Source organism: Chitinophagales bacterium (assembly GCA_020636535.1).
GTDB lineage: Bacteria > Bacteroidota > Bacteroidia > Chitinophagales > JADIYW01 > JADJSS01.
Genome location: JACJXT010000011.1, coordinates 1,868,699 through 1,894,955, shown reverse-complemented (window position 1 = coordinate 1,894,955; position 26,257 = coordinate 1,868,699). Strand labels below are relative to the sequence as shown.

The 26,257-nt window shown below is 30.6% G+C and carries 21 protein-coding genes and 1 tRNA gene; 10 read left to right on the top strand and 12 right to left on the bottom strand.

Translation table 11 applies throughout. The features are described 5' to 3' along the window. Positions 1 to 78: 78 nt before the first annotated feature. The 7 genes from pnp (at position 79) to H6553_08710 (ending at position 6,488) form a co-directional block, all read left to right on the top strand. Positions 79 to 2,202, top strand: a complete 2,124-nt coding sequence (pnp, locus tag H6553_08740; protein MCB9033909.1) for a polyribonucleotide nucleotidyltransferase — start codon at positions 79 to 81, stop codon at positions 2,200 to 2,202. A gap of 346 nt (positions 2,203 to 2,548) precedes the next feature. Next, a complete protein-coding gene (locus H6553_08735) occupies positions 2,549 to 2,899 on the top strand; it encodes a 30S ribosomal protein S6 (GenBank protein MCB9033908.1) in 351 nt (116 codons plus the stop codon). A 1-nt stretch (position 2,900) separates the two neighbouring features. After that, the gene (locus H6553_08730; GenBank protein MCB9033907.1) at positions 2,901 to 3,167 is read left to right on the top strand and encodes a 30S ribosomal protein S18; all 267 of its coding nucleotides are present in this window, start codon (positions 2,901 to 2,903) and stop codon (positions 3,165 to 3,167) included. Positions 3,168 to 3,174: 7 nt separating this feature from the next. Further along, entirely contained in the window at positions 3,175 to 3,621 is a 447-nt protein-coding gene (locus tag H6553_08725; GenBank protein ID MCB9033906.1) for a 50S ribosomal protein L9, read from the top strand. Between the two features lie 567 nt (positions 3,622 to 4,188). Then, complete coding sequence (locus tag H6553_08720; GenBank protein ID MCB9033905.1) at positions 4,189 to 4,938, top strand: DUF481 domain-containing protein; 750 nt, start codon at positions 4,189 to 4,191, stop codon at positions 4,936 to 4,938. Between the two features lie 85 nt (positions 4,939 to 5,023). Next, the gene (locus H6553_08715) at positions 5,024 to 5,413 is read left to right on the top strand and encodes a DoxX family protein (protein ID MCB9033904.1); all 390 of its coding nucleotides are present in this window, start codon (positions 5,024 to 5,026) and stop codon (positions 5,411 to 5,413) included. 271 nt (positions 5,414 to 5,684) lie between these two features. Next, positions 5,685 to 6,488 carry a zinc-dependent peptidase gene (locus tag H6553_08710; GenBank protein ID MCB9033903.1) on the top strand — a complete coding sequence of 268 codons (804 nt, stop codon included), beginning with the start codon at positions 5,685 to 5,687 and terminating at the stop codon, positions 6,486 to 6,488. 108 nt (positions 6,489 to 6,596) lie between these two features. Here the strand turns inward: H6553_08710 and H6553_08705 are convergent, their stop codons facing one another. The 4 genes from H6553_08705 to H6553_08690 form a co-directional block, all read right to left on the bottom strand. Then, positions 6,597 to 7,157 carry an energy transducer TonB gene (locus tag H6553_08705; GenBank protein ID MCB9033902.1) on the bottom strand — a complete coding sequence of 187 codons (561 nt, stop codon included), beginning with the start codon at positions 7,155 to 7,157 and terminating at the stop codon, positions 6,597 to 6,599. A 169-nt stretch (positions 7,158 to 7,326) separates the two neighbouring features. Next, positions 7,327 to 8,004 carry an ATP-dependent Clp endopeptidase proteolytic subunit ClpP gene (clpP, locus tag H6553_08700; GenBank protein MCB9033901.1) on the bottom strand — a complete coding sequence of 226 codons (678 nt, stop codon included), beginning with the start codon at positions 8,002 to 8,004 and terminating at the stop codon, positions 7,327 to 7,329. 11 nt (positions 8,005 to 8,015) lie between these two features. Continuing rightward, positions 8,016 to 9,380, bottom strand: coding sequence for a trigger factor (tig, locus tag H6553_08695; GenBank protein MCB9033900.1), 1,365 nt, complete (start codon positions 9,378 to 9,380; stop codon positions 8,016 to 8,018). Between the two features lie 77 nt (positions 9,381 to 9,457). After that, a tRNA-Leu gene (locus tag H6553_08690) sits at positions 9,458 to 9,539 on the bottom strand. A 62-nt stretch (positions 9,540 to 9,601) separates the two neighbouring features. On the opposite strand from H6553_08690, the gene H6553_08685 reads away from it, so the two are divergent. Next, positions 9,602 to 10,210 (top strand): OmpH family outer membrane protein, encoded by a 609-nt coding sequence (locus tag H6553_08685; GenBank protein MCB9033899.1) that lies wholly within the window; start codon positions 9,602 to 9,604, stop codon positions 10,208 to 10,210. A gap of 50 nt (positions 10,211 to 10,260) precedes the next feature. Beyond that, complete coding sequence (locus tag H6553_08680; protein MCB9033898.1) at positions 10,261 to 12,501, top strand: bifunctional (p)ppGpp synthetase/guanosine-3',5'-bis(diphosphate) 3'-pyrophosphohydrolase; 2,241 nt, start codon at positions 10,261 to 10,263, stop codon at positions 12,499 to 12,501. A gap of 316 nt (positions 12,502 to 12,817) precedes the next feature. Here the strand turns inward: H6553_08680 and H6553_08675 are convergent, their stop codons facing one another. From H6553_08675 to H6553_08650, 6 genes are all read right to left on the bottom strand, one after another. Continuing rightward, complete coding sequence (locus H6553_08675; protein ID MCB9033897.1) at positions 12,818 to 13,966, bottom strand: hypothetical protein; 1,149 nt, start codon at positions 13,964 to 13,966, stop codon at positions 12,818 to 12,820. Next, positions 13,963 to 17,370 carry an AAA family ATPase gene (locus H6553_08670; GenBank protein MCB9033896.1) on the bottom strand — a complete coding sequence of 1,136 codons (3,408 nt, stop codon included), beginning with the start codon at positions 17,368 to 17,370 and terminating at the stop codon, positions 13,963 to 13,965. The genes H6553_08675 and H6553_08670 overlap by 4 nt, the downstream gene beginning before the upstream one ends. Then, positions 17,354 to 17,932, bottom strand: a complete 579-nt coding sequence (locus tag H6553_08665) for a DUF4194 domain-containing protein (GenBank protein ID MCB9033895.1) — start codon at positions 17,930 to 17,932, stop codon at positions 17,354 to 17,356. The genes H6553_08670 and H6553_08665 overlap by 17 nt, the downstream gene beginning before the upstream one ends. After that, positions 17,929 to 19,389 carry a DUF3375 domain-containing protein gene (locus tag H6553_08660; GenBank protein MCB9033894.1) on the bottom strand — a complete coding sequence of 487 codons (1,461 nt, stop codon included), beginning with the start codon at positions 19,387 to 19,389 and terminating at the stop codon, positions 17,929 to 17,931. The genes H6553_08665 and H6553_08660 overlap by 4 nt, the downstream gene beginning before the upstream one ends. A gap of 409 nt (positions 19,390 to 19,798) precedes the next feature. Next, the gene (locus tag H6553_08655) at positions 19,799 to 20,365 is read right to left on the bottom strand and encodes an NUDIX hydrolase (protein ID MCB9033893.1); all 567 of its coding nucleotides are present in this window, start codon (positions 20,363 to 20,365) and stop codon (positions 19,799 to 19,801) included. 64 nt (positions 20,366 to 20,429) lie between these two features. Then, a complete protein-coding gene (locus H6553_08650) occupies positions 20,430 to 21,125 on the bottom strand; it encodes an NAD-dependent deacylase (GenBank protein MCB9033892.1) in 696 nt (231 codons plus the stop codon). Between the two features lie 413 nt (positions 21,126 to 21,538). On the opposite strand from H6553_08650, the gene H6553_08645 reads away from it, so the two are divergent. Then, positions 21,539 to 21,943, top strand: coding sequence for a hypothetical protein (locus tag H6553_08645; GenBank protein ID MCB9033891.1), 405 nt, complete (start codon positions 21,539 to 21,541; stop codon positions 21,941 to 21,943). Between the two features lie 36 nt (positions 21,944 to 21,979). Here H6553_08645 and H6553_08640 read toward each other — a convergent pair whose 3' ends face one another. Then, complete coding sequence (locus H6553_08640) at positions 21,980 to 23,770, bottom strand: 6-phosphogluconolactonase (protein ID MCB9033890.1); 1,791 nt, start codon at positions 23,768 to 23,770, stop codon at positions 21,980 to 21,982. 289 nt (positions 23,771 to 24,059) lie between these two features. Continuing rightward, positions 24,060 to 26,246, bottom strand: a complete 2,187-nt coding sequence (locus H6553_08635; GenBank protein ID MCB9033889.1) for an enoyl-CoA hydratase/isomerase family protein — start codon at positions 26,244 to 26,246, stop codon at positions 24,060 to 24,062. Positions 26,247 to 26,257 lie beyond the last annotated feature (11 nt).

The following is a 26,257-nucleotide window of genomic DNA, read 5'->3' as shown; positions in this document are numbered from 1 at the left end:
TATTAAGAAAGCGTGGCACTTGCCTCGCTTTTTTGTTTTTACATCATTCTATTTTTTCCAAATTTAATAACTATAATAATGATAAAATTCAATACACATTCAATAGAATTACCATATAATCAACAACACAAAGTAACCATTGAAACAGGAAAACTAGCAAGACAAGCTAATGGAAGTGTGCTTTTAAAATGTGGTAATTGCATGATATTAGCAACAGTATGTGCTTCACCAGAAGCAAAACCAGATGCTCCATTTTTTCCTTTAATGGTAGATTATCAAGAAAAATTTGCTTCATCAGGTAGAATTCCAGGAAGTTTTCATAGAAGAGAAGGTCGTTTGTCAGAGCATGAAATATTAATTTCAAGATTAGTAGATAGAGCCATTCGTCCACTATTCCCAGATAATTATATGAATGATACGCAAGTATTAATCTATTTAATTTCTAATGATGAAAGTGTAGATCCAGATAGTTTAGCAGGTTTAGCAGCATCTACAGCATTAAGCATTTCAGATATACCTTTTCAAGAAGCTATTTCCGAAGTAAGAATTATAAAATTAGGCGAAGAGTATATCGTTAATCCATCTCCAGCTCAACAAGTAGAAGCTAAATTAAATATCATTTTAGCAGGAACGCACGATAATATTTTAATGGTAGAAGGAGAAGCTGATGAATGTTCTGAACAAGATTTAATTGATGCAATCAAAACTGGACACCAAGTTATTCAAGCACACTGTAAAGCTCAAGTAGAGTTGAGAAGTCTATGTGGAAAAGAGAAAATGGAAGTAGCAGAAGTGGAAGTAAATGAAGCATTAAAACAAAAAATAGCTGATTTTGCAGAAAATAAAATCTATGAAGTAGCTAAAAATCCAACAGGAAAACACGAAAGAAAAGCAGCTTTAAAAGCAATCAAAGAAGAGTTGCTAACAACATTTACCGAAGAAGAACTAGAAGAACAAGAAAGTTTAATTGGCGAATATTTTGCAAAACTAGAAAAAGAAACCATTAGAAATATGGTTTTAAATGATAGAGTGCGTTTAGATGGAAGACAAACTACCGAAATTCGACCTATTAGCGTAGAAATAGATGTATTACCATCACCACACGGTTCAGCACTATTCACTAGAGGCGAAACACAATCGCTAACTACAGTAACATTAGGTTCTAAGCAAGATGAGCAAATGGTAGACAAAGCTCAAGCATTAGAATTTAGCGATTTTATGCTACATTATAACTTTCCACCATTTTCTACTGGAGAAGTAAAACCAATGAGAGGTACTTCTAGAAGAGAAGTTGGACATGGAAACTTAGCAATGAGAAGTATCAAGCAAATATTGCCAAGCAAAGAAAACAATCCATATACAATTAGAATAGTATCTGATATTTTAGAATCTAATGGTTCTTCATCAATGGCTACTGTTTGTGCTGCGTCATTGGCTTTAATGGATACAGGCGTTAAGGTTAAAAGACATGTTTCTGGTATTGCAATGGGTATGATTTCTAAAGGAGAAAAATATGCTATATTATCTGATATTTTAGGAGATGAAGATCATTTAGGAGATATGGACTTTAAAGTTACAGGTACTAAAAATGGTATTTGTGCTTGTCAAATGGATATTAAAGTAGATGGTTTATCATACGAGGTTTTGACTGAAGCTTTAGAGCAAGCAAAACAAGGTAGATTACACATCTTAAATATCATGGACGAATGTATTAATACACCAAGAAGTGAGTACAAAACGCATGTGCCAAGAATTGAAATGATTACAGTGCATAAAGACTTTATTGGTGCAATTATTGGTCCTGGAGGAAAAGTAATTCAAGAATTACAAGCCAAAACAAATACTACAATAACTATCGAAGAAGATAAAGAAAAAGGTATTGGCTTAGTATATATTATGTCGAATAATGCAGAAGGAATGCAAAAAGCAATGGATACGATTAAAGGTATTATTGCAGTTCCAGAAGTAGGTGAAGTGTATGATGCTAAAGTAGTCTCAATAATGCCATATGGTGCATTTGTAGAATTTTTACCAGGAAAACAAGGACTATTACATGTTTCTGAAATTGCACATCAAAGAGTAGAGAAAGTAGAAGACTTTTTGAAAGAAGGAGAAGCAATTAAAGTAAAACTAGTAGAAATTGACAAGAAAACGGGTAAGTTTAAACTAAGTAAAAAAGCACTAGAGCCAAAAGCATCTTAATATTTTTATATAGGATAATAATTGAAGTCAAGTTTTTTATAACTTGACTTTTTTTGTTTTTATGCTAATTAGTATAAACGCTAGAACTAATAAAGTTGAAGACTACAACACATCTTATTTAGTATTAGAACTAGAAGTATGAAATACTTCAATTTGAGTAACCATGTGTGCAACTCATGGTATAAAAAGTACCTAATGCGTAACTTGGGTTTATTAAAGTCATAGTATAAGTACTACATAGCAATCTTGTGTTAATAGGAGAGTAGCTTACTAATAATAAATTAAACTCGGTATTTCTTTATATTAATTTTAATTGCTACCTTTGCACCTCAAAATTTATTTATTTATGAATCATTACGAAACAGTTTTTATTTCTACGCCCATACTCAGTAACGATGAGTATACAAGAACTGTTAAGAAGTATACAGACTTCTTAAAGGAAAACGGTGGAGAAGTATTACATCAAGAAGATTGGGGAATTAAGCAATTGGCTTATCCTATTCAAAAGAAAACTACAGGTTTTTACACTTTAATTGAGTTTAAACTAGACACTCAGTTAATTAGAAAACTAGAAACCGAATTTAAAAGAGATCAAAACATTATGCGTTTTCTTACTACTAAGTTTGACAAACACGCTGCTGATTACAGTGTAAAACGAAGAGAAAAGAAAGCTGGAACTAAAAAAGAGGAGGTATAACATGGCAACAAGAGACGAAATTAAATTCTTAAATGCTCCAAAAATTGGAAAGCAAGAGAAAAAATACTGCCGTTTTAAAAAAATGGGAATCAAGTATATCGATTATAAAGATCCTGATTTTTTACTACGATTTGTAAATGAACAAGGTAAAATTTTACCAAGAAGAATTACAGGAAACTCTTTAAAATATCAAAGAAAAGTTTCTCAAGCTATAAAAAAGGCACGCCATTTAGCATTATTGCCTTATGTTACTGACCTTTTAAAATAATTTAATCATGGAAGTTATATTATTACAAGATGTAGATAATTTAGGAGTTAAGTACGACTTGGTTTCTGTTAAACCAGGTTATGGCAGAAACTTTTTAATTCCTCAAGGATTGGCTAAAGTAGCTAATACATCAAATAAAAAACATTTAGAAGAAGTTTTAAGACAAAGATCAGCTAAAATTGCTAAGCTTACAGAAGAAATGACTGCTCTAGCAAATAAATTAGCAGAAACTAAAATAAAAGTAGGTGCTAAAGCTGGTACTTCTGGTAAATTGTTTGGTAGTGTTACCAATATTCAAATTGCAGAAGCAATCAAAAATCAATTAGAAGTAGATATCGACAGAAAGAAAATTAGAATTCAAGGAGAAGTAAAATCTGTTGGAGATTATAAAGCAGTAGTAAGCGTTTATAAAGAAATTTCTACAGAGATAGATTTTGAAGTAGTAGCAGAATAAGTTCTGAAATTTTTTCAAATTATATTTAAAGTCCGAATATATTTTATTCGGACTTTTTTATTGATATTAATCAACAATAGACCTCATTCCTAATAGATTTTAGATATAAATTTTCTTGCTTTTTTCTTTTACTTCATAGCAGAAGTCTCTCGTAAGAGGACGCTGCGATAAGTTTATACAGTTTTATTATTAATATGAGTTTGATTTTAAAATACTAAAAATATTATAAGTATTTAATTAATTATTTTATTACATATATACTTTAGTAACTAAATAAGTGCGTAGTACTTCAACCTTATTAGAAATGATATAAAATTTATAAAATACAGCGTAGTTATATTACCTTTAAAATCTGCTTAAATCTAAATTATTGATAAATAGTATTTATAATAACTTTTAAACCAAACTCAGGTTATTAGTATAAAATATTTTCGCAGCGTTTCTTATAGAATGCACTGCTTTAAAGTGTGTAAATTAAGAAAGAGGTCTAATAAAAGTGTTTATAACTTGAATTCAGCTAGTTTGTACTATCAAAAATATATGACTAATTATTTATATATTAGTACTATGAAACCATTACTATTAATAGCAACTTTGTTGGTTGGCTTATACTCAAAATCGCAGATTGTAAATATTGAAAAAGAAAGATTTGTTAACGATACAACAGGTTGGGCTGGTAGTGGCGATTTTGGTTTTTCGTTTGGAAAACAACAAAATACATTTTATACACTTTATGCCAATGCTCATGTCCAATATAAAAATGAAAAAAACTTATATTTATTATTAGGAAGCTATGAGATGATAAAAGGCAAATCTGAGAAAATTTTAAATGGTGGTTTTTTGCATTTTAGATACAATTATAAAATAAGAAATTGGGTGCGTTGGGAAGCTTTTACGCAAATTCAACACAACGAATTAACTGCACTTAAATTAAGATATTTGATAGGCACTGGTCCTAGATTTAAATTATCGCAAAAAGAAAAATATAAATTTTATTTAGGTTATCACTATATGTTCGAGTACGAAATCAATGAAGCAGAAACTGAAAAACTAAAGCAACATAGAGTAAATGCCTATTTAAGTTTTACTATAAAACCTAATGATATAGTAGAACTAACTAGCACTACTTATTATCAACCATTAATTAGCAATATGAAAGACTATAGAATTACTACAGATAATGCTATTCACTTTTCTATCAACAGTTTTTTAAGCTTATACATGAGTTACCGATTAACTTATGATGCTGTTCCACCAATAGGAAGTGCTACAAAACTCACTTATTTATGGAACAATGGCTTGTCGTTTGAATGGTAACATGGTATAATTATATTACTTAATTCATGCTTTTTTATATTTAGTTTCAGCATAGAAATTTGTAAATTTAGTTCAAAATATAATTATGAATAGTAATACACTACTACTACGATTTGCAGTTGTTGTTATTTTATTAGTTCATGCAATAGCAGGAATGTTTAATAATGGTATCAACGATTTTGGAAATTTTTTCCTAAATCAAATTGGTTTTGCACCATTTGGTGTACCATTGGCTTGGGCAATTAAATTGTCGCATATTGCAGCAGCTTTATGCTTGATATTTAATAAATATGTAAAAATTGCTTGTATAGTTACCATATTTGTATTAATAGCAGGAATTGTTTTAGTACATTTTAAAGAAGGTTGGTTTGTTGTTGGTGGAGGAAGAAATGGTATGGAATTTAATTTCTTACTCATTTTTGTACTATTAACAATAATGTATCCAAATGGATTAAAACAAAAAAAGAGTAGTTAAACCTGTTGTGCATTTAGAAACAAAATAAAGGAAAATCATTTTTTGCAAACTGTGCTCTCATCCTTCCGTAAGTTTGAGGAACGAAAAATATACGGAATCTATTATATTGATATGTTTTAATTTATATAATAGGTTATTGATTGCATTTCTTTATTATACTACGAAATTTTCAAGAATGATGCTTAAATGTAGAATGAATAATAGCTTTACTTTGTATTTAAAAAGATAATTATTTTTATAGTATTATATTTGTACTAATAGTAGGAAATAAGTGATAAAAGTTATAGTCGTAATATCAATTATTGGTGTGCAGTTTTATTTAGTATTTAGAAACGATAAACCAAAATCTAAGTACAAAAAAATATTTTGGGTATTAAAGAATAGTATCAAATTTAATAAATATGATAAAGCTTTTCTATTAGAAAATCAACAGTATTATGCAGCCTTAAGTGATACACTTAAAAAGAAGTTTGAACAGCGCTTAATAATGATACTTGCTAAAAAAGACTTTTACTACACTAGAACTTCTAATAGAAACAAAGAGAAAATGCTATTGCTAATAGCTGCCGAATTAGTACAAATAACCTTTGGTTTAAAATATTTTACCATTGACCACTTTGCTAGAATTGAAATTTATAAAGAAAGTTTTTATTTGTATAATTCGGATATTAGATTGTCTGGTTATACTTCAGGAAGTAGAGGATTTATTGCTTTAAGTGAAAGTGCTTACTTAAAAAGTATAGAAGATAGAAACGATGGTTTTAATGTAGCACTACATGAGTTTGCACATGCCATTCATATTTCTGGTATAGTAGATAAAATGTATTTTGACGACTTGCATCAATTGGCTTGGGAAAAGTATGCTGAAAAAGTAATTGCTTCGTATGATTGTAACCAAACGAATTATTTGCCTTGGTATGCTTATAAAGACAAAGACGAATTATATGCTTGTAGTATAGAGCAATTTTTTGAGCGACCATTACAGTTACAACAGCACTTACCAGAAGCATATGAATTGTTAAAAGTACTACTCAATCAAAATCCTATTGAAAAAGCAAGTCCTATAGAAGTGTGATTGTTAAATATTGTTTATAATAATTATATTAATATGCAATAATAATTTTCTGTATTTAAATTTATATAAGTCCGTGTCTCCACCGACAGAAAAAGAAATTATTTTATACTAAGCAAGTTTAAAGGTAACTGGAAAAATGTAATAACATGGAACTATCTTACCATTTAATTTTGCTGGATTCCAATTTGGCATTTTTTTAAATAAGTTAATTACTTCTTCTTCTAAACCAAAACCTAATAATTCTTTTATAATAGTTGCATTTTTTATTGTGCCATCAATATCTACAATAAACTGTACATATACTTTTCCTTGAGTATCACATTCTTTTGCTTTGTAAGGATAATTCATATTAAGAACGAAGAATTTAATTAACTGTTCTTTACCATCTTCAGCACTTCCAAATGATGGAGATATTATATCTTCAGTTTTTTGATTATAAACCGATATAGTATTTGTATCAATTTGTTTGAAATTTTCTTTACATAATTGGTCGATATAGTTTTTGTATTCATCACTTTGTGCATAATTTGCTTCTTCAATACAATTAGTTATTGGTAACTTCACTTTTTTAGGAGGTTTTGCAATTGAACAAAATGTCATTAATATGATACAAGTATAAAGCATTACTTTCATGTCAGTAAATATAATAATTTGTTTTAAATATATCATTCAAAATAAAAAAAACTACTACAACGCAAATGCATCATAGTAGTTTTAAAATTTGTTATTTATAAAATCTTTGTTCTTAATTCAAATCAAAGTTTTTACTTCTATCAAAATAGATTCCAAATAAATTTCTCCGTTTTACTTTGATTTTTTTGGAATGACGCTCTGTGTCTTACTTCTCGTTTCGCAATAATACTTCGTCTATCATACCATATTCTTTAGCTTCAGGAGCTGTCATCCAGTAATCTCTATCACTGTCTTTTTCTACTTTGTCATAGTCTTGTCCACTATGGTTCGCTATAATTTCGTACAACTCTCTTTTTAACTTGGTAATTTCTTTATAGGATATTTCAATATCAGTTTGTTGTCCTTGTACACCACCCATTGGTTGATGAATCATTACTCTAGAGTGTTTTAAAGCACTTCTTTTGCCTTTTGCACCAGCAGTTAATAACACAGCAGCCATAGAAGCAGCCATTCCTGTACAAATTGTCGCTACATCTGGATTAATATACTGCATGGTATCGTAAATACCTAAACCAGCGTAAACACTTCCACCAGGCGAGTTGATGTAAATTTGTACATCTCTAGTGTTATCAGCACTTTCTAAGAAAAGCAACTGTGCCATAATAATGTTAGCCACATAATCATCTATGGCAGTTCCCATAAAAATAATTCTGTCCATCATTAAACGAGAAAAAACATCTAATGCAGCAACATTCATAGGTCTTTCTTCGATAATATTTGGTGTTAGGTTGGTAACATTGGCGTCTATAAATTTATCTATATACGCACTGTTGATGCCTTTGTGTTTGGTGGCATACTTTTTAAATTCTTGTCCAAAATTCATATTGTTTAATTTTAATTGTTCTTCAGTAAATCATCAAAGCTAATCTTTTTATCGTTTAGCGTTACTTTACTTTCTAAAAAATTAAACAATTTTTGTTCCATTGCAGATTCGTATGACTTTTTGACATGGTCTTCTCTTTGCATCATGTTGTCGTTGAGCAAATCTAAAGTTTTGTCATCAATAGTGTTGCCAGAAGTGTTGTACATTTCCATTTGCTGACGCACTTGCTCTCTAGAAAATGCTTTTACATCTTCAAAATCAGTTTTTAGGTCGTTGTCTTTAGCAATTTTAGAAGTGATTAAATTCCATTTTAATCCTTTGCTAAATTCTGGATATTCTTTTTCTATTTGTTCATCGCTGATTGGATTTTCGTTAGATACTTTGATGAATCTTTTTAAGAAATCATCTGGTAATGGAATATTAGTTTTTTCAACCAAATTATCAAAAATGGCTCTTCTAACTTTGTTTTCGCTTAGTTGTTTGCCATAACCTTCTAGTTCTTGTTTGATTTTATTTCTGAACTCTTCTTCGGTTTTACAAACTTCTGGACCATACACTTTATCAAACAAAGCTTGATTAATTTCTGCTTTTTTAGTTCTTGAAATTTTTTCGATGGTCATTTCAAAATCATCAGACAAATTTTTAGGAATATTATCTTCTAATCCTAAAAAGTGTTTAGCAACCTCTTCTTTACTTCTATCAAACGCACCAAAAATATTGATGTTCAGCGTATCATTCAACTTAGCTTTAAGTAACTGTTTTTTTACTTTGTCGTCTTTCAACATCTCTAAATTAAAAACGCCTGTGTGTTGAACTCCGTCTTCTTTTATATTTTTATCGTCTAATTCTTTAAAGTGAACAGTCAACACATCTTTATCTTCCACAGTGGCATCTTCTGGTAATTGTAGTAACTCACCATATCTTTGAGCAATTTTGTCTACTTCGTCATCAAGAGTTTTATCGTCAATGTCTACTACTTCTTTATCTATATTTATAGTATTATAGCTTGGCAATTCAAAACTTGGAGCCAAAGCTATATCATAAATAAATTCAAAATCTTGCGGATTTTTAATATCTAAATCTAATTGTTGATTTTCTTGAGGAAGTGGTCTGCCTAGTAATTCTAATTTCTCATCTTCTATATATTTGTTCAAAGCATCAGAAAGTGTTTTATTGATTTCTTCAAACAAAATAGCATTACCATACATTTTTCTAATAACACCATCAGGTACATGACCTTTTCTAAAACCTTTTATTTGTGCTTGTTTTTTATAAGATTTGATGCTCGCATTTACTGCATCTAAATAATCTGCTTGTTTTAAATCAATACTAATAGTAGCATTTAAGTCGTCAATCTGATTTTTTTTAATTTCCACGATATTACTTTTATTTTTTTAAAAAAATAATGTTGCTGTTTCTGTAGTAATTACTTCAACAACAACATTAATTTGTGTGCGGGTGGAGGGACTCGAACCCCCATGCCGTGAAGCACTAGATCCTAAGTCTAGCGTGTCTACCAATTTCACCACACCCGCGAAGGTGTGCAAAGATAATACTTTTTAAATAATTAATAAAAATAAATGGTTAATTTTGTGCCATGAAAAATTTATCTTTAATACTCAATGCAATTTTATTTTTATTAGTAGGCGTTTTATTCTTTTTACACTTTAAAGGAAACAATGCTAGTACAACAAAATCTACAACTGTAAAGACAGTTAAGTCAGATAATAATCAAACTGGACAAATAATTGCTTACTTTGATATAGACAGCTTTCAAGAGAATTATACTTATTATCAAGTGAAAAAGAAAGAAATTGAGAAAGAGCAAGATGCCATTAACTATACTATAGAAAAAGAACAAAAATCCTTAGAAAGTTTGGCAAACTCTTATCAGCAGAAATTAAACACCATGACTGAGGAAGATTATTATAAAGCTCAGGAAACCATGATGAAAAAACAACAAGCTTTAGAACAAAAAGCACAAAATTTGACAGAAAAACTAGTTAAAAAAACAGATGCATTTAATAAAGAGTTGATGCAAAGTATTATTGACTATTTAAAGGAATATAATGCAGATAATAAGTACGCTTATATTTTGCCTTTTACTAAAGAATCGCCCAATTTATTGTATACAGATACTAATTATGATATTACAGAAGATATAATAAATGGTATGAACGAACAGTACGAAAAAAAGAAAAAGTAACTTAATATTGTTTAAGCTACCTTTTGGGTAGCTTTTTTTATCTTTAATGTATGCTGGTAATTGACGAAGAAAAAGAAAGAAAAGAAATCATTAAAGATTATAGACAGTTGCTACGACTAGCACGACCTCGCATGCAAAAAGGCGATGATAAACGCATTCGTCATGCATTTGAAATGGCTGTAGAAGCACATAAAACTCAAAGAAGAAAATCTGGTGAACCATACATACATCATCCAATTGCTGTCGCTAAAATTGTAGCAGAAGATATTGGCTTAGATACCAATGCTGTTATTTGTGCTTTACTACACGATACTGTTGAAGATACTGATGTAACGCTAGACCAAATTAAAAGAGAGTTTGGCGAAACCATTGCAAAAATTATAGATGGATTAACTAAAATTGACCAAATTTCGCATCAAACACTATCATCACAAGCAGAAAATTATAGAAAAATACTCATTACACTTTCTGATGATATTAGAGTAATCCTTATAAAAATTGCTGACAGATTACACAATATGCGAACACTAGAAGGTGTTTCAAAGAAAAATCAAATTAAAACAGCATCTGAAACACTCTATTTGTACGCACCATTAGCACATCGTTTGGGTTTGTATAATATTAAAGGTGAGTTAGAAGATTTAGCAATGAAATATCTTGAACCAGAAAAATATAAAGAAATTGCTAAATTGTTGGAAGATACCAAAAGAGAACGCAACAAATACATCAACGACTTTATTAAACCAATTGCTGATGAATTAGAAAAAGCTGGATTGAAGGCGAGAGTCTTTGGGCGACCTAAATCCATTTCTTCTATTTGGAATAAAATGAAGAAAAAAGGAGTAGACTTTGATGATGTATACGACAAATTTGCTATTAGAATTGTCCTTGATGTTCCTAATAAAGAAGACGAATTAAGTGAAAGTTTTAAAGCATTTTCTATTGTAACTAATAAATATACTGCCAACGACAAACGATTTCGTAACAACATATCAAAACCAAAAAGCAATGGATATGAGTCTTTGCATACAACGGTAATGGGACCAAAAGGTCGTTGGGTGGAAATTCAAATTCGTACAGAAAGAATGGACGAAGTTGCTGAAAAAGGTTTGGCTGCTCACTTTAATTATAAAGAAGGAAAAACTACAGTTGTTAATACCAATGTGTATGAAGAAGCAACAGAAAAGTGGTTGCTACAAGTAAGAGAGTTAATTAAAAACTCCAACGAAAATCCTTTAGACTTTGTAAATGATTTTAAATTAGAATTATATCACAAAGAAATTTATGTATTTACACCAAAAGGAGAGATGCGTTTACTACCTATTGGTGCTACAGCTTTAGATTTTGCTTATGATATTCATACTAATGTTGGGAATACTACAATCGGAGCTAAAGTCAACAATAAACTAGTACCAATTAGTTATGTGTTGAATAATGGCGACCAAGTTGAAATTATTACTTCCAAAAAAACAATTGCCAACGAAGACTGGTTGAAGTTTGTAGGAACTTCTAAAGCAAAAAATAAAATTAAAGATGCTTTAAAAGAAGAGAAACGAAGAATTGCAGAAGATGGAAAAGAAATTTTATATCGTAAGTTGAAGAAACAAAAAATCAACCAAACTGACGAGAATATACAAGCACTCGTACAATTTTATAAAGTACACTCACCATTAGATTTATATTATCTAGTTGGAACAGATGATAAATTTTTAAATAATATTTCAGATGTTCCAAATAATGGTGGTGTATTAGAAGTCGCAAAACCAAAATCAGTAAGAAAAGAAAAACTACAAAGAGCCGAAGTTGACGAATACAAAGAACAGCAAGACAAAGCAAAAAACTTAGAGCTAGTTATTTATGATAACGACAATCAAAGAATTCCGTTTGAATACGCCAATTGCTGCAATCCAATTCCAGGTGATGATGTTTCTGGTTTCTTAACAATAGATGGTGTTATAAAAGTACACAGAACAAGCTGTAATAACTTAATCAACTTAGCATCTCGTCATGCTAACAGAATTGTAAATACGCGTTGGAAAGTAAAAGAAGCACCATTTCTCACAAAGATTAATGTTACAGGTTTAGATAATATGGGTGTTATTGCAAAGCTAACACGAGTTATTTCGCAAAACATGAAACTCAATATGAAGTCTATATTTTTAGAATCTAAAGATGGCGTGTTTGAAGGATATATAGAAGTTTTTGTTCGCAATAACGACCAACTTAAAAAGTTATTAGAAAACATCAATAATTTAAAAGGATTAATTTCAGCCAAAAGAGAATTAGATTAAAAGTTCTCCTATCTTCATTGCGAAATTTTGAGAAGTAGGAACAAAATTGTGGTCTACCTGTCGGTACGATGTCTGCCGACAGGTAGAGACAGGCAATCTCAAACCATGAACTGCTATAAAGTAGATTACTTCGCTACTTTCATCTGCTTGCAAATACGCTCTTTTTCTAATAATTGCTAGTTTATTCAAACTATTCTAATCCATAACTCAAGTTAAATAACTTAATGCAAAAAACTAACAATCAATGTAAAATAAGTTTTGGTTTTCGTATTGACTTGAGCGGCTTGGCAATGTATGTTAATCGTGAAGGGTTGGCTTATTCATTTTCAAGGTATTTATTTACATATTCTAATGAAATTTTCTCTTGTTCAAGTCTCCAATTATTTGTTTTCAAAATGTCGTAAAGCTCTTGTTCTTTGTCTGTTAAATTAAGGTTTGTTGAAATATTTGTAGGTGTTCCATTATCGTCTTCAAAAAACTTGTCAAAGGTTTGTTTGTCCATTAAAACACTTTTTGTCTGTAAAAAATAATTTCTGAATTGCGACAAAATTTCAAAACCTTGTACATCAATGTCACCCCAATAAAGCAATTCAAGATTGTCAAACCAACGAACATTTTTAAGATTGTGAACACTAAAACCACTTCCAAAAATAGCAATAGTCTTATTCATTTTAGGAAGTGTCAGTGCTGTATAAAAAGTTGTTTTATTCTCAAAAACGATTGCTCTATTTATTGGCAAATTAAGTTCTTCAAATTGGCTTATAGTAATTGCAATATCATCAAGTCCTGAAAAGAATTTTTGACTGATTTCCTTGTCAAGAACTTTAAACCTAATTTGAGGTTCAGCGTATTTTAAGTTAAATCTTTTCTCAAACTGCTTTTCATCTGTATTGATGTGTTCTGAAATAAGAATGTCAAGCAAATCTTTAATTACGCTTTGATTTCTTTCAACGAATTTTGTGTGAGCTTTTATTGGTAATTCTCTTATGTATAAGTTTGGTTTAGGATTTTGTTTAAAGTATTTACACACTTTCAAAATGTTTTCCCATTCATTTGCATTGTCAATAACCTTTTTCGGGTTTTTGATTATCCATTCCTTTAATTCGGGAAATTCATTAGTGATTTTCTCAACGCTTGATTTGAATAAATCTACTTCTTTTTCTTTACCTAAAAATCTCAAAAAATCTATTTCAGCATCAAAGTAAATTGCAATAGGCAAATCTTGTGTGCCTAATGATTTTGTTTTTACTTGTTGAAATTCCAAAATGTAGCCAAAACCTTTTTTCTCTTTGGATTGACTTATGATTTGTTGAATTTCTTTTTCAAATTCGGGTAATGATGATTTGGTATAAGATTTATCGCCACGAATAACCAATTTTTCAAAAGATTTCTGCTTAACCAATGATTGAAGAAAAGAAATATACTTTCTTTCAGTTTTCTCTTTTATTTCTTTTGGCGTAATCATTTATTCAGATAATTCGCTTTTTCTTCTTTGAATTGCTCAATCGGCATATCGTACAGCCAAGAATGTCTTTCCTCTTTGCGTTCTACAAAGTGAACAAAAGAAATATCATTCTCGACAATGTGAATATTATCACTTGGTGTAACTACTAATAATTGTAAATGAAGTTGTTTGCAAAGCGTAATCAAGTAGCGTGCTTTGTCTTCGTCTTGTGCTTTAAAGGCTTCGTCAATGGCAATAAATCGGAAAGAGTTCGTTTGTAAACCTTCGTTTGTTAAACCAAACTGATAAGCGATTGCAGAACCTAAAATCGTATAGGTAAGTTGTGCCTTTTCTCCACCAGAAAGTTGCCCCATTGCTTCGTAGGTCTTGAATTTTTTATTAGTTTCTTTGTAAAACTCTTCGGCTTTGTAGCTAAACCAAAAACGAACATCCATTACTTTTTTACGCCATTCTTCTTTGTCCAACTTTTCTATAAATGGATGAATATGATTATTAAAGTGATATTCTCTTCCTTCAATTGTTTTTTCCATTTGATAAACATTGGGAACAGCTTCGTCCAATAGTTTTCTAAACTCTTTTACTTCATCATTAATTTTATTGGGTGCAACAAGTTGAATGTATGTTTTAGGATTGCTTTTAAAATCTATTTCTTTCAAAGAATCATTCAAATGTCTGATGTTTTCTTTGATTGAATCCGACCAGTTTTCAAAGAACATCCTAAAATCACCAACTTTGTTGGTAATGGTTTCTTGAAGATAATCGTTGAATTTTTTATCAAATTTCGGAAGATTGTCTTGTTTTAATTTGTTCAAAAAGCTTTGATATTCACTGATTAATTCCAAATGTGTTGAATCAGGAAGCGAATTAACATCGGAACGCCAATCTTTAAATTTGCCTAAAATTTCTTCTGACGGCTGTTTAAAAGCGTTTATTTTAATTCTTACTTCATTCTCGTTTTCTCCTTTTTGTTCTTCAAGTTTTTTTGTCTCCTTTGAATTTTCGTCTTGGAAATTTTTACGACTTGTTTCAAAATTTGAGTATCTAATGTTCAACAAATTTGGATTTTGCGTTTCAAATGCAGAAATATCAATATTTCCCAAAGGATCACTAATTGATTTGTTATCCGATATTGTTTTGCCAATACTTTTTTGTCTTTCTTCGGTTTGAAAAAATTCTCTGTCTTTATTCTTAATATCAACTTCCAAAAGCTGTTTTAAATCTTTTTGAACCTTTTCTAATTGCTCTTGCAACATTTTTACTCGGTCATTGGTTTTTTCTAAGTCTGCTTTCAATTTTTCTTTTTCATGAATTTCTTGGGCATATGTCTGCCAATTTATATCATCGTATTTTTCAAATTTTGAAAACAAGTTATGGCATTCATCTTTGAATGTTCCTAATTTTTTTATTTCATCATTTTTACTTGTTATTGCTTTTTTATTTTCAGTTTGCTGGTTTTGCAGATTGGTCAATTCCTTCTTTAATACCGCAATTTTCTCTTTGTTGTCCCAACCTAAAACATAGTTTTCTTTTCTGGTAATGTGTGGACGGTCGTCTTTTTCGTGTTTTCCTCTTTTGAATTTTATTAAACCACTTTGGGTAAGTGCCATTTCAGAATGGCGTTCAAATTCGGCAAGATTATCCACGCAAACAAAATCAAATTGATTTTCTAAATAGTCTTCAATCCATTCGTTGTATTGTGTTTTTGGTTTTATATCAATTTTATTGATTAAAGATTTTTCGTTGATTTCCTTGTGTCGTAGGTTTTTAAGATAATCTTGCTCTTCATATTTATCATAACGAATTCTGCCTCTCAAATTATTACTGTTCACATATTGGTTTACTTGTGTATAATACTTTGGCGGAACAATCAATCGCAAAGCAAAATTGTGCAATACTTTTTCGATTGAAGATTCCCATGCCAATTCATCTTCTTTTACTTTGATGAGTTCGCCTATAAAAGGAATTTCTTCGTGGCCTGCTCCAATGTGTGCAATAATTTCATCTCGGATTTCGGCTTCACGCCCAGCAATATTGTTTTTGTTCTTTTGAAGTGTTTGAATGGTTATTACCAATTCGTTGGTCGATTTCTCCAAATCATCTGCATTATTCTTCAAAGCACGAAGATTTTCACTTTCATCATCAATTTTTTGTTGTGTGCTTTGTTTTAACTGCTTTGCTTTTTCTCTATTGGCACTAAAAGTTTCTTCACTTGGGTGGGTATTCAGTTCAATGTTTTGAGCAACCTTGTTGTATTCGTCAAGCTTGCTACTTCTTAATTCCTTGCTTCTGTCAAGTTGTTTGATTTCTTTTTCTAATTCATTGATTTTACTTCCAACTTCATCTTTTTCAATAGATATTGAAATCGTTCTTTCCTCTTGTTTTAGTTTCTCTTCCTTATCTCGCAATCCGCCTAATTCATCATTCAATCGTTTCAATTCTTGCTTACAATTCTCCAATTCCTTTTCGCCTAACTCAACACCTTTCTTTGCAAACCAATAAACAGCCGTTTCTTTTGATTTTTCTAATCGGTATAAATCTGCTTTGATGTTGGTTAGTGTTATCGCAATTTCATTGATTGGTGTTAATTGTTTGATTTGCTCCTTGGCTTTTTCAATGTTGGTTTTAGCGTCCATTAAAGTCAAAAAACTTTCTTTAAGTTGGATAAATTCTAATTCTGCATCTTGCTCCTCCAACATATTTGTTCTGATAAACTCGTCTAAATCTTCCAGCACTTTCACGCCAACAACTTGGTTGAATAAGCTCAAGGCCTTTATAGAACGCATACCGAATAGATTTGACATTCGTTCTGCATAAGCTGTTGGTCCGTCTATAAATTCAATTTTCTTTTTAGTTGCGTTTGAATTGTATGTTTTGTCCAATCTTTTTTTCCAAGTTCCTTTTCCGTCAAACTGGCTGAAATCTTTTTCAATTTCTAATGGAACGAAAGCAATTCCGAATTGTCGCCTTAATTCGTTGTTTGAAAACCAACGAACTTGAAATAGTGTAATTCTTTTAGTATCTGTATTTTCAAAATGGGCAAGGATTACGGAATAAGTATTTGTATTACGCAACTTTTGAGTAGAAGCAGATGTTTTTCCTTCTTCTTGAATGTTGCCGTAATGCCCTAACACATAAGTTTCTTCGGTGCGATCACCTTTTTTCTCAACACCTGATGATTGATTGTAAAAACGGTCTTTCTTTGCAGGAACAATCAAAGTCAGCAAAGCATCAATGTAGGTGCTTTTTCCCGATGCGTTTGCACCAGTTAAAAGAGAATTATTTCCTTTCGGATTTATTCTAAAAACTTTCTCATCAAAAGTTCCCCAGTTGTAAACTTCCATATATTGAAGTCTGAAACCTGCTTTGTCAGAACTTGTGGCATAAATGCTATACTGATTTGACATATTCTTTCAGTTTATTTTGAAAATCCTGTAATATATCCAGCGTGATTTTTTCTTTGATAATGCGGTGTATCTGATATTTTGTTTCGTTGTCTTTTTTGCTTATTTCTTTCAAATAGCCCAATTTTTCTGCATCAGAGATGTATTTATTCAAGTCTTTGATAAACTTTACTCTATTGAATTTTTCAGGCAAAAACAATTCTAATTCATCTTTTATTTCAGAATCAGTAATAAATTTTTCTGTTGCTAATTGTGTAGGGTTGCTGTCAAATTCTTCTAAACTTTGTCTTAAAACCACCAATACAATTGAGGTTTCAAAACCGATTTGTCGTCTTTGAACCAAACCAAGCGTATTGCCTTCATTATCTTCAAATTGTTTTACAAAAGCAAACCCTTCATCTTTCTTTACGATTAATTCCAAGCCAATTTGACTAATGTATTCTTGAATTTCGTTTTGATAATTGATTACATCTTCCCACACATTTGAGTTTCGTTCTACAGTTGATTTAAGCAATCTTACTATTGCTTTGCTGTATGGTTTTATATTTTTTTCCAAGCTACTCATTTGGTCAAAATAATTTCGGGAATTTTGATTTGCTTTCTATTTTCAGAATCAAAAACGATATTCTGTGTTTTGTCAGGAATGATAATGTGTTTAAATTCATTCACAACGCCAATATATCCAAACAATTCGGGCAACCCTTTTTCAAGTCCGCCATAATTTTCAACCACATCTAAAAGTGTTGTTTGAGATTTCTCTTTCAGAATATCTTTAATTCTTTTCCGCAATAATTCTTTGTCAATGTTGGATTGAGAAAATAACTTTCCTAAATGATTGGAAGAAGTAATGTCTTCGTCTGCAATTTTTGGTTTGTTGGTGTAAATAACTTCTTCGCTTTGTTCGGTTGTCAATTTTCGTTCAAATGGAATATTGATTTCAATTTTTGTTTCTAACTCAAATGAAATTTCTGGCTTCTTCCGTGTCTTGCTAATTTCTACAAGCTGTTTCTTTATTTCTTGAATAATTTTTTTCGTTGCTTCCGATTTAGAACTCTCGCTTTCACGAATGATACGGCTTAATTTTTCAGCCATTTTATCGTTGGCTTTATAAACTTTTCGCCCCGAATTGTACAAGTGGTTTTTCATTCCTTTCAGAAACGAATCGTTTACAGGAATAGCTTTTTCTTCCAAAGTTTGATACAATTCTTTGGTAAGACTTTCCCATTTATTTTGCAAATTAGGATTAAGAATAAACAACCAAAAAGCGTAAAAACTTTTTCCTTGTTGACTGTCTTTCAATTCATCAAGAGCATCAAATGTAAATTCCAAAATATCACTTTTAGTCAAACTACCGTCAGCGTGTTTTTGATAAATACTTTTGGTTATCTCTTTGAAATTATCTTCAACTTCTTTAAAGTCGGATAATAATTCTTTGGCAGATTGATTGAGTTGATTAAAACGTGGTACAATTTCATATTCTTCAAACACTTTCACATCTTCTCCGATTTTTATTCTTTGAATTTGTTGTTCAATTTCCAATTTCTTTTCTTCCAACAACTGAATGCGTTTCTCGGTATCTTCGTTGGTAAATTCAACTAACTCTTTCAATTGATTTAAAATGTTATTGAATTTTGATTCTGTACCAACAAATTCTTCTTTTTTCAAACTCGCTAACCAATCTATTACTTTGCTTGAATGTGCAGATAGTTCATAAAACACTTCGCCTTGTTCATCAGGATAATTGGTTAAGAAACCTTTGTTTGTCCAAAGTTGAATGTACTTTTTGGCTTTTATTTCGTAAGAGTCAAATACCTCAATATCACTTTCTTCGTCCTTTTCAATTTTTCTGGAGTCTAAGAAATCTGCAAGTTGGGTTATGATTTTTTCTTCTGATATAGTTCCTTGTTGGTTTAAAAACGCCTGTACAAGAAATTCAATAATTATTTCTTTGTTTCGCAAACGCAACAAGTCAACACTTGGAGAAATATTTAATATGTTTAGTATTTGAGAAATGTTTACCATATAAAATTACTTTCTGTGCGTTGGCAAAAATTCAGATTTTTTTGCTTACGGAACTGTCGCCTGTGTATTAGGCAATCAAATATGCCTAAATGTGCGGTTAGCATTTTATTTCTGTCGTTCATTTTGTTCACTGTCGTTGTCTTTTAGTATTGACGGTGACTACTATATTACCTCATCAATTTACTGTAATATTTTCACATATAGCAGTAGGTTTTTGCAATAACAAGATAGGAAATCATTTTTTATTTACAAATAATTGTATAAAAAATCTAAATAATAAATTATGTCTTCTCTCTTTATATTGCCTATAGCTATACTGCATATAGTGTTGTAGTCGCTACATAATGGCTTGCAGACTCCTGCAAGGAGATATTTCGCTACACTGTGTTTCGCTCAATATGTCAATTATTTAAAATATCAATTGATTAGTATCTATTAATAGCTTAAGTTTCATTAATGCAATAAGCGTAATGGCATCTTTTATTTGTCCGTTCATTGCCATTTCAAATGCTGCTGTTAATGGTATTTTTTTGATTTGTAATTCTTCGGTATCTTCTGGTTGAGCTTCTGTTTGCGTTAAATTAGTTGCTACAAAAATAATTCCCAACTCATCTGTAACAGAGTTAGATGTATTTAATCGTGCTATTTCTCTCCAATTTTTTGCAATCAAACCAACTTCTTCTTGCAATTCTCTTTGAGCAGAAACTAATATATCATCATTGAGTTTTCCACCACCTTCTGGAATTTCCCAACTATACTCATTCAATGCATAACGATATTGACCTACCAAATAAGTATTTCCATTTTCATCAATAGGCACAATGCCTATGGCATAATTTTTAAAATGCACTGTGCCATAAATACCTTTTGTATTAGCTGGTGTAATAATATTGCTGTGCTTAACACTTATCCAATTATTATCGTAAATTGTAGTGGTATCTAAAGTTGTAAATGGGTTTATATTTTCATTAATCATAGCTATTTTTTATTTTTTTAAAAAAAATGTCGGAAGGAAACTTCCGACAGCACTAGAAAAAATTCTACAAGTATTCATTTAATAATATTTTTTTTAGTTTTGCTGTGCCTACACTTGCTTTGTCTTCTATAAAGTGAATATTGTTTGACTTTGCTATGCTAGGTCTGTTTGGATCAATAACAAATTTTGGAACGGTAAAATCGCAATAATTAACCAAACCTGCAGCTGGATATACGACTAATGATGTTCCAATTACTACAAAAATGTCTGCTTTACTACAAATTGTTGCTGCTGTTTCTATCATAGGAACTTGCTCACCAAACCAAACAATATGTGGTCGCAGAGCATATCCTTTTTCACATTTATCAGTAAACAATAAATCCTTTTTCCATTCGTAAATTAAAGAATCATCAAACTCGCTTCTTACTTTTAATAATTCGCCATGTAAGTGTAATACCTTTTTACTTCCTGCTCTTTCGTGTAAATCATCTACATTTTGCGTTATAATTTCTACCTCAAAATATTGTTCTAAATCAGCCAAATTTAAATGAGCATCATTTGGTCTGCATTCTAGTAATTGTCGTCTTCTTGCATTGTAAAAATCAAGTACTAATTGTTTATTGCGTTGCCAAGCATCGTAAGTAGCTACCTCTTCTATTGCATGATTTTCCCATAAACCATCACTATCTCTAAATGTTTTAATACCACTCTCTGCACTTATTCCAGCACCAGTTAATACTACTAATTTCTTTTTACTCATTATAGTTCAAATATACAACTCTTGTTTCTTAATTTCTGTCGATAAGGATACCGACCGATAAGTTAAATGTAAATCTAATGCACTATTGAGCTGGAATAGTAGTTGTTTTCTGGCACTAAGCTTTGAAGTGATGCACTTACAAATAGTTTAGCTTGAAATTGTTTACGACCTTGCATGTACAAGAATACAAATAATATACAATATAAAATATTTTTACTATAAACATTTGTTCATATCAAAAACTAATCCTACCTTAGTTGTGCAACAAACACATCGACTATAGCAAATGTGGGATGACTGCTTAATAATGAAGATATTACAACTAAATAAAATTCGGTCTAGCGGACAAAGATTCGGTTTCAAAATACCGTACTTGCCATAGCTAGGATTGTTATCACTAATTTTGTAATAAAATGCATCCACAATTTCAATTTAAAACAGCACAAGGTATTTTATTGCTACGGTGTACTCATATTGTAGAACCTAACAATGGCAGAATGTTATATGAAGTAACACTCACTTTAAACAATACTGATGTTACTCAAAAATATTTTGACAATTGGCAGTGTATCAATTTTAATCTATCTGCTTATGAAGGACAAAGCAATGACTATCCTTTTATTTATATACCAAAAGAAACACATCATTTTTTAATCAATACCAATACGCTAGAGAAAATTGATTTACCTAGCTTATATCTATCTACTGTAAATTTTATTAGCAATCAATTTAACAACCAATACTTGACGATTCATAGCATCAATGAAGTACAAATTGTTGACTTAAAACAATTAACAACTAAAGTTATTAAAATATAAATTAAATATTTATTTATTATTATTAATTATATTACACTATTGTTCGTTCATTTCTACAAGCTTAATAAAATCTTCTATCATTTTTGTAGTAGCCATTGGCTGTTTCATATGATATAAATGTTCTCTGAAAAAATCATCTTCATGTTCGTCTGTTACATCTACTATTGTAACATTTTTACTTTGATATAATCTTGGAACAAACTTAGCAATGCCATCATGCCTGCTTTTAATAATCAATACAGGAATTCCTGCTTTTGCTGTTTGATTTAACCCTTGTTGTTTATCAAACTGTTTTGAACTTATAAGACATGAGTATATTTGAATTGCAAATATTTTTGCAGGAATTTTATTTAATGCATTCTCTATTGGAATTCTATTTAATGCAGGAAATGAATCAATGCCAGACATTACATCTAAAATTCTTCTTTTTATGGCTGTCCAAATTCTGTCGCTTACTTTAGTATCATTGGTAATGAGTCGTTTAGTAAGAAAAATGCCTTTGTTTCTTACACCATGTTTAGTATCAATAGGAATGGTTTCTCTTGTTAAAACAAAGAAAGGCAACTCTACAAAGTTTTTACTGATTGTTAATGATGGTAGAATTACATAATCTAAAAAACCTTTAAGTGCATGTTTGGCTTCATCTCCAAAAAAAGGATTGGCACCTATTCTTCCTTTAACATATTTTTTATAATTTTTATATTGATGTAAATATTTATCAATTAATAAGAAATAGGTATTTCCCATAGAGTGATCAAAAATATACACTGGATGTCCTTTTGCACCAAAATATCCTACAACAGTATCTATGTTTGCTGCAACATGTTCTGAGTATTCTGCTGGTGGTAAATCGTTTGGAATAGAACCATAGTGCATGGCTGCTGCTATATATTTTGAAGTAGGAATTGTAGTTAGCAAACCATCAAAAGAATTCAATCCTAAAAAACCATGAATTAAAATAATTACTGGCAATTTGTTTTTTGCATTTTCATTATAAGGTTTGGCAACATCTAAGCGAATAACACTATCGCCATATTTTGATTTTCTTACGATTTCTACTTGTGGCCAAGTGAGTGCTTTATCATCTATATAAACAGTTAATCTGTCTTGTATATCAGGAATATGTCTAATAAAACTCGGACTTTCATTGTCTTTTCCCACTCTAGAGTATAACCAAGCCAAAGCTCGCCTTTTGTCTGCTTTAGTTGCTAAAAAAGCAATTTTTTTCGATTTAAGAATAAAATAAGGTGTAGCCGTTACTTCTTTTTCTGTTCTGTCGTTTACTACTGTCATTATTTCTGATGATGTAAATGCAGTAGATTTTCTGGTGATTGCTGCAACTCTTCCTATAGGATCAGATGCCATAAAAACAAAATCGTAGCCATCTTTATTGTTTTCGTCTAAGAATTTTTGCAGTTTTTTATTGTAACCAATAGTATACGACTCTATATCTTCATCTCTTTTAAATCCACCACCAATTATTTGTTCTTTAGATATATATCCTTTTTTCAATAAAGAAATAATAAAAGGTCTACTATCTGTAACGCCTTCTAAATTTCTTTGAGAACGCAAACGAGAGTTGGTAAATGTATAAACCACTCTTTCTGGATATTTTATTAAAGAATAATTTTTTAATATATATTCATAAGCGCCGGCAGGAGATTGACCATGAGCTAAACCGACTAAACATTTGTTTCCTTTTTTAGTTACTTCATTTACATATTTAATAAAATCTTTAGCTATTTCTGCATTGAATGCTTCTTTTTCTTTAAAGTACTTAGTGTTTGGTGTAATATATAACTCTTTTTCATTTGGTATAGCGTTCATTAATAGTAGTAGTTTAAAGCTTAAAAATAATGAATTTAATGTGAAAAATGCTATGAAAATTCACAAAAATTATACTGCTTAAAATATTAAAACTAAGTTATTGAAAATCATTATCTTCTTATTATTGGTTTGTGAAATACTTTTCGTATTGTTGGAAGTTTTCTATCAAGAATGTTGGAAGGAAACTTCTAACAGCACACAATATCTAGCTGCACAATATAAAAAAAACTTGTCGGTGAAGACACACGACCAGTAGATTATTGTTCAACTTTGACAATGTTTTTATTACTTAATAAAATTTTTTATTGGTTTTAGCATAATCTTTTAAAATTTGTGCTGCTTCAAATCTTGCACCAAATCTTTGTTCTAAATCTGCCAAAATATCAACAGCAGTTTGAGCTCCTAAAGTATCAATATATCTAAAAGGTCCACCTCTAAATGGTGGAAATCCTAAACCAAACACTGCACCAATATCACCATCTAATGGATTTTGGATAATACCTTCTTGTAAACAATAAGCTGCTTCATTTACCATAGCAAAAGCACATCGTAAATGAATATCTGTTGCCTCCATTTTTTTACGACTGTTGCCACCATAAAAGCTATAAATCTGAGCATCTACTTCGCCTTTTACTTTTCTGCCATTCTCATCGTATTTGTAAAATCCTTTTTTATTTTTTCTGCCTTTGTATCCTGCTTTAGAAATTTCTAACAAAGTTTTACTTACCGTAAAATTAGGTCTAGTAGCTAATAGCTCGTCCATTAATTCGCCACTCATAATATGAGCACCAACATCAATTCCAACTTCATCAGCCAAAGTAATTGGTCCAACTGGATATCCAAATAAATTCATTTCTTTATCTATTTGTAAAATATCGCCACCTTCATCTAACATTAACTGTGCTTCATTCATTAATGGAGCAAGAATTCTTGTAGTATAAAATCCTGGACCATCGCCAACAACAATAACTGTTTTGCCTTGGCGAACACCAACTTCGTAGCAAGAAGCAATAACCCAATCGGCAGTTTGGTCTGTTTTTACAATTTCTAACAAAGGCATTTTAGGCACTGGCGAAAAGTAGTGCATACCTATTACTAATTCTGGATTTTTTGCTTTTGCTGCAATATGTTTTATTGGTAATGCAGAGGTATTAGATGCAAAAATAGTATTTGCTTTTGCGTTTTTCTCTACATCAGCTAAGATGTTTTGCTTGAGTTTTAAATCTTCGAAAACTGCTTCTATAATAATATCTTGATTGTCTAAATCTTCGTAATTTAAACTACCAGAAAGCAATGCCATTTTTTCTTCTAATTCTACAGCAGTCATTGCTTTTTTCTTAACTCGCTTGTTGTTATCGTCATAAATAGTTTGGAAAGCACTGTTAATCATATCTTGATTAATGTCTTTCAATAAAACATGAATACCATCATTCATAGAAACTTCTGCAATACCAGCACCCATAAATCCAGCACCAATCATACCTAATCGCTCTACTTTTTTAATCAATTTGGCATCGTACGGATTTTTCTTCTTGTCTGTCATCGCAAAGAAAATATTAATCAACTGACGAGATTCTGGAGAAAGAATTAGTGCTTCAAAATTTTCTACTTCTTTGGCATAACCCGCTTTTTCGCCTTTGTTCCAACCAACTTCCACACATTCTAAAATTTTATAAGGAGCAGGATAATTGCCATGAGTTTGTTTATCGACCATTTTTTTTGCTTGATCGAATACAATTTTGTTTACTAAAGGAGCTTCCAAAGTTAAATTCATTAGCGTTTGCTGAATTTTTGGAAAGCCAGCTTTTAATAAACTCGTATCAATTTTATTTCTTTCTCTTTTAATTGGTTTACTCACTAAATCTAAAGCCATTTTTTGTGCAGCTTTGTGCAATGCATACTTATTGATTACTCTATCGACTAGTTGCATTTTTAACGCAGGTTTTGCAAATACATTTTTACCAGTCAGCATCATATCTAAAGCAGCTTGTAAGCCAACTAATCGTGGTAATCTTTGAGTTCCACCACCACCAGGCAATAAACCTAATTTAACTTCAGGTAGCGCCATTTTAGTTGATTTATCATCGGAGCAAACTCTTGCATGACAAGCCAAAGCTATTTCTAAACCAGCACCTAAACAATTACCATGAATAGCAGCTACAATTGGTTTTTTAGATTGCTCAATTTTAAACAAAATTTCATGACCTTTTTCAGCAATTGGAGTCCAATCGCCTTTTTGTTTTACCTTAGCAAAAGCATCAATATCAGCACCAGCAATAAAGTCTTTCTTTTTACTAGCAATAACATATGCTTTAATGCTGTCATCTTGATCTAATTCGCCAAAAACTTCTTCAAACAAGCCAATTAAATCTGGACCAATTTTATTAATTTTTTCTTTTTTTTGATCCATCCAAATTGTACAAACACCATTATCGTGTTTTTCTATTTCAATGTAATCTGCTCTATTAATAGCCATTTCTATTTATT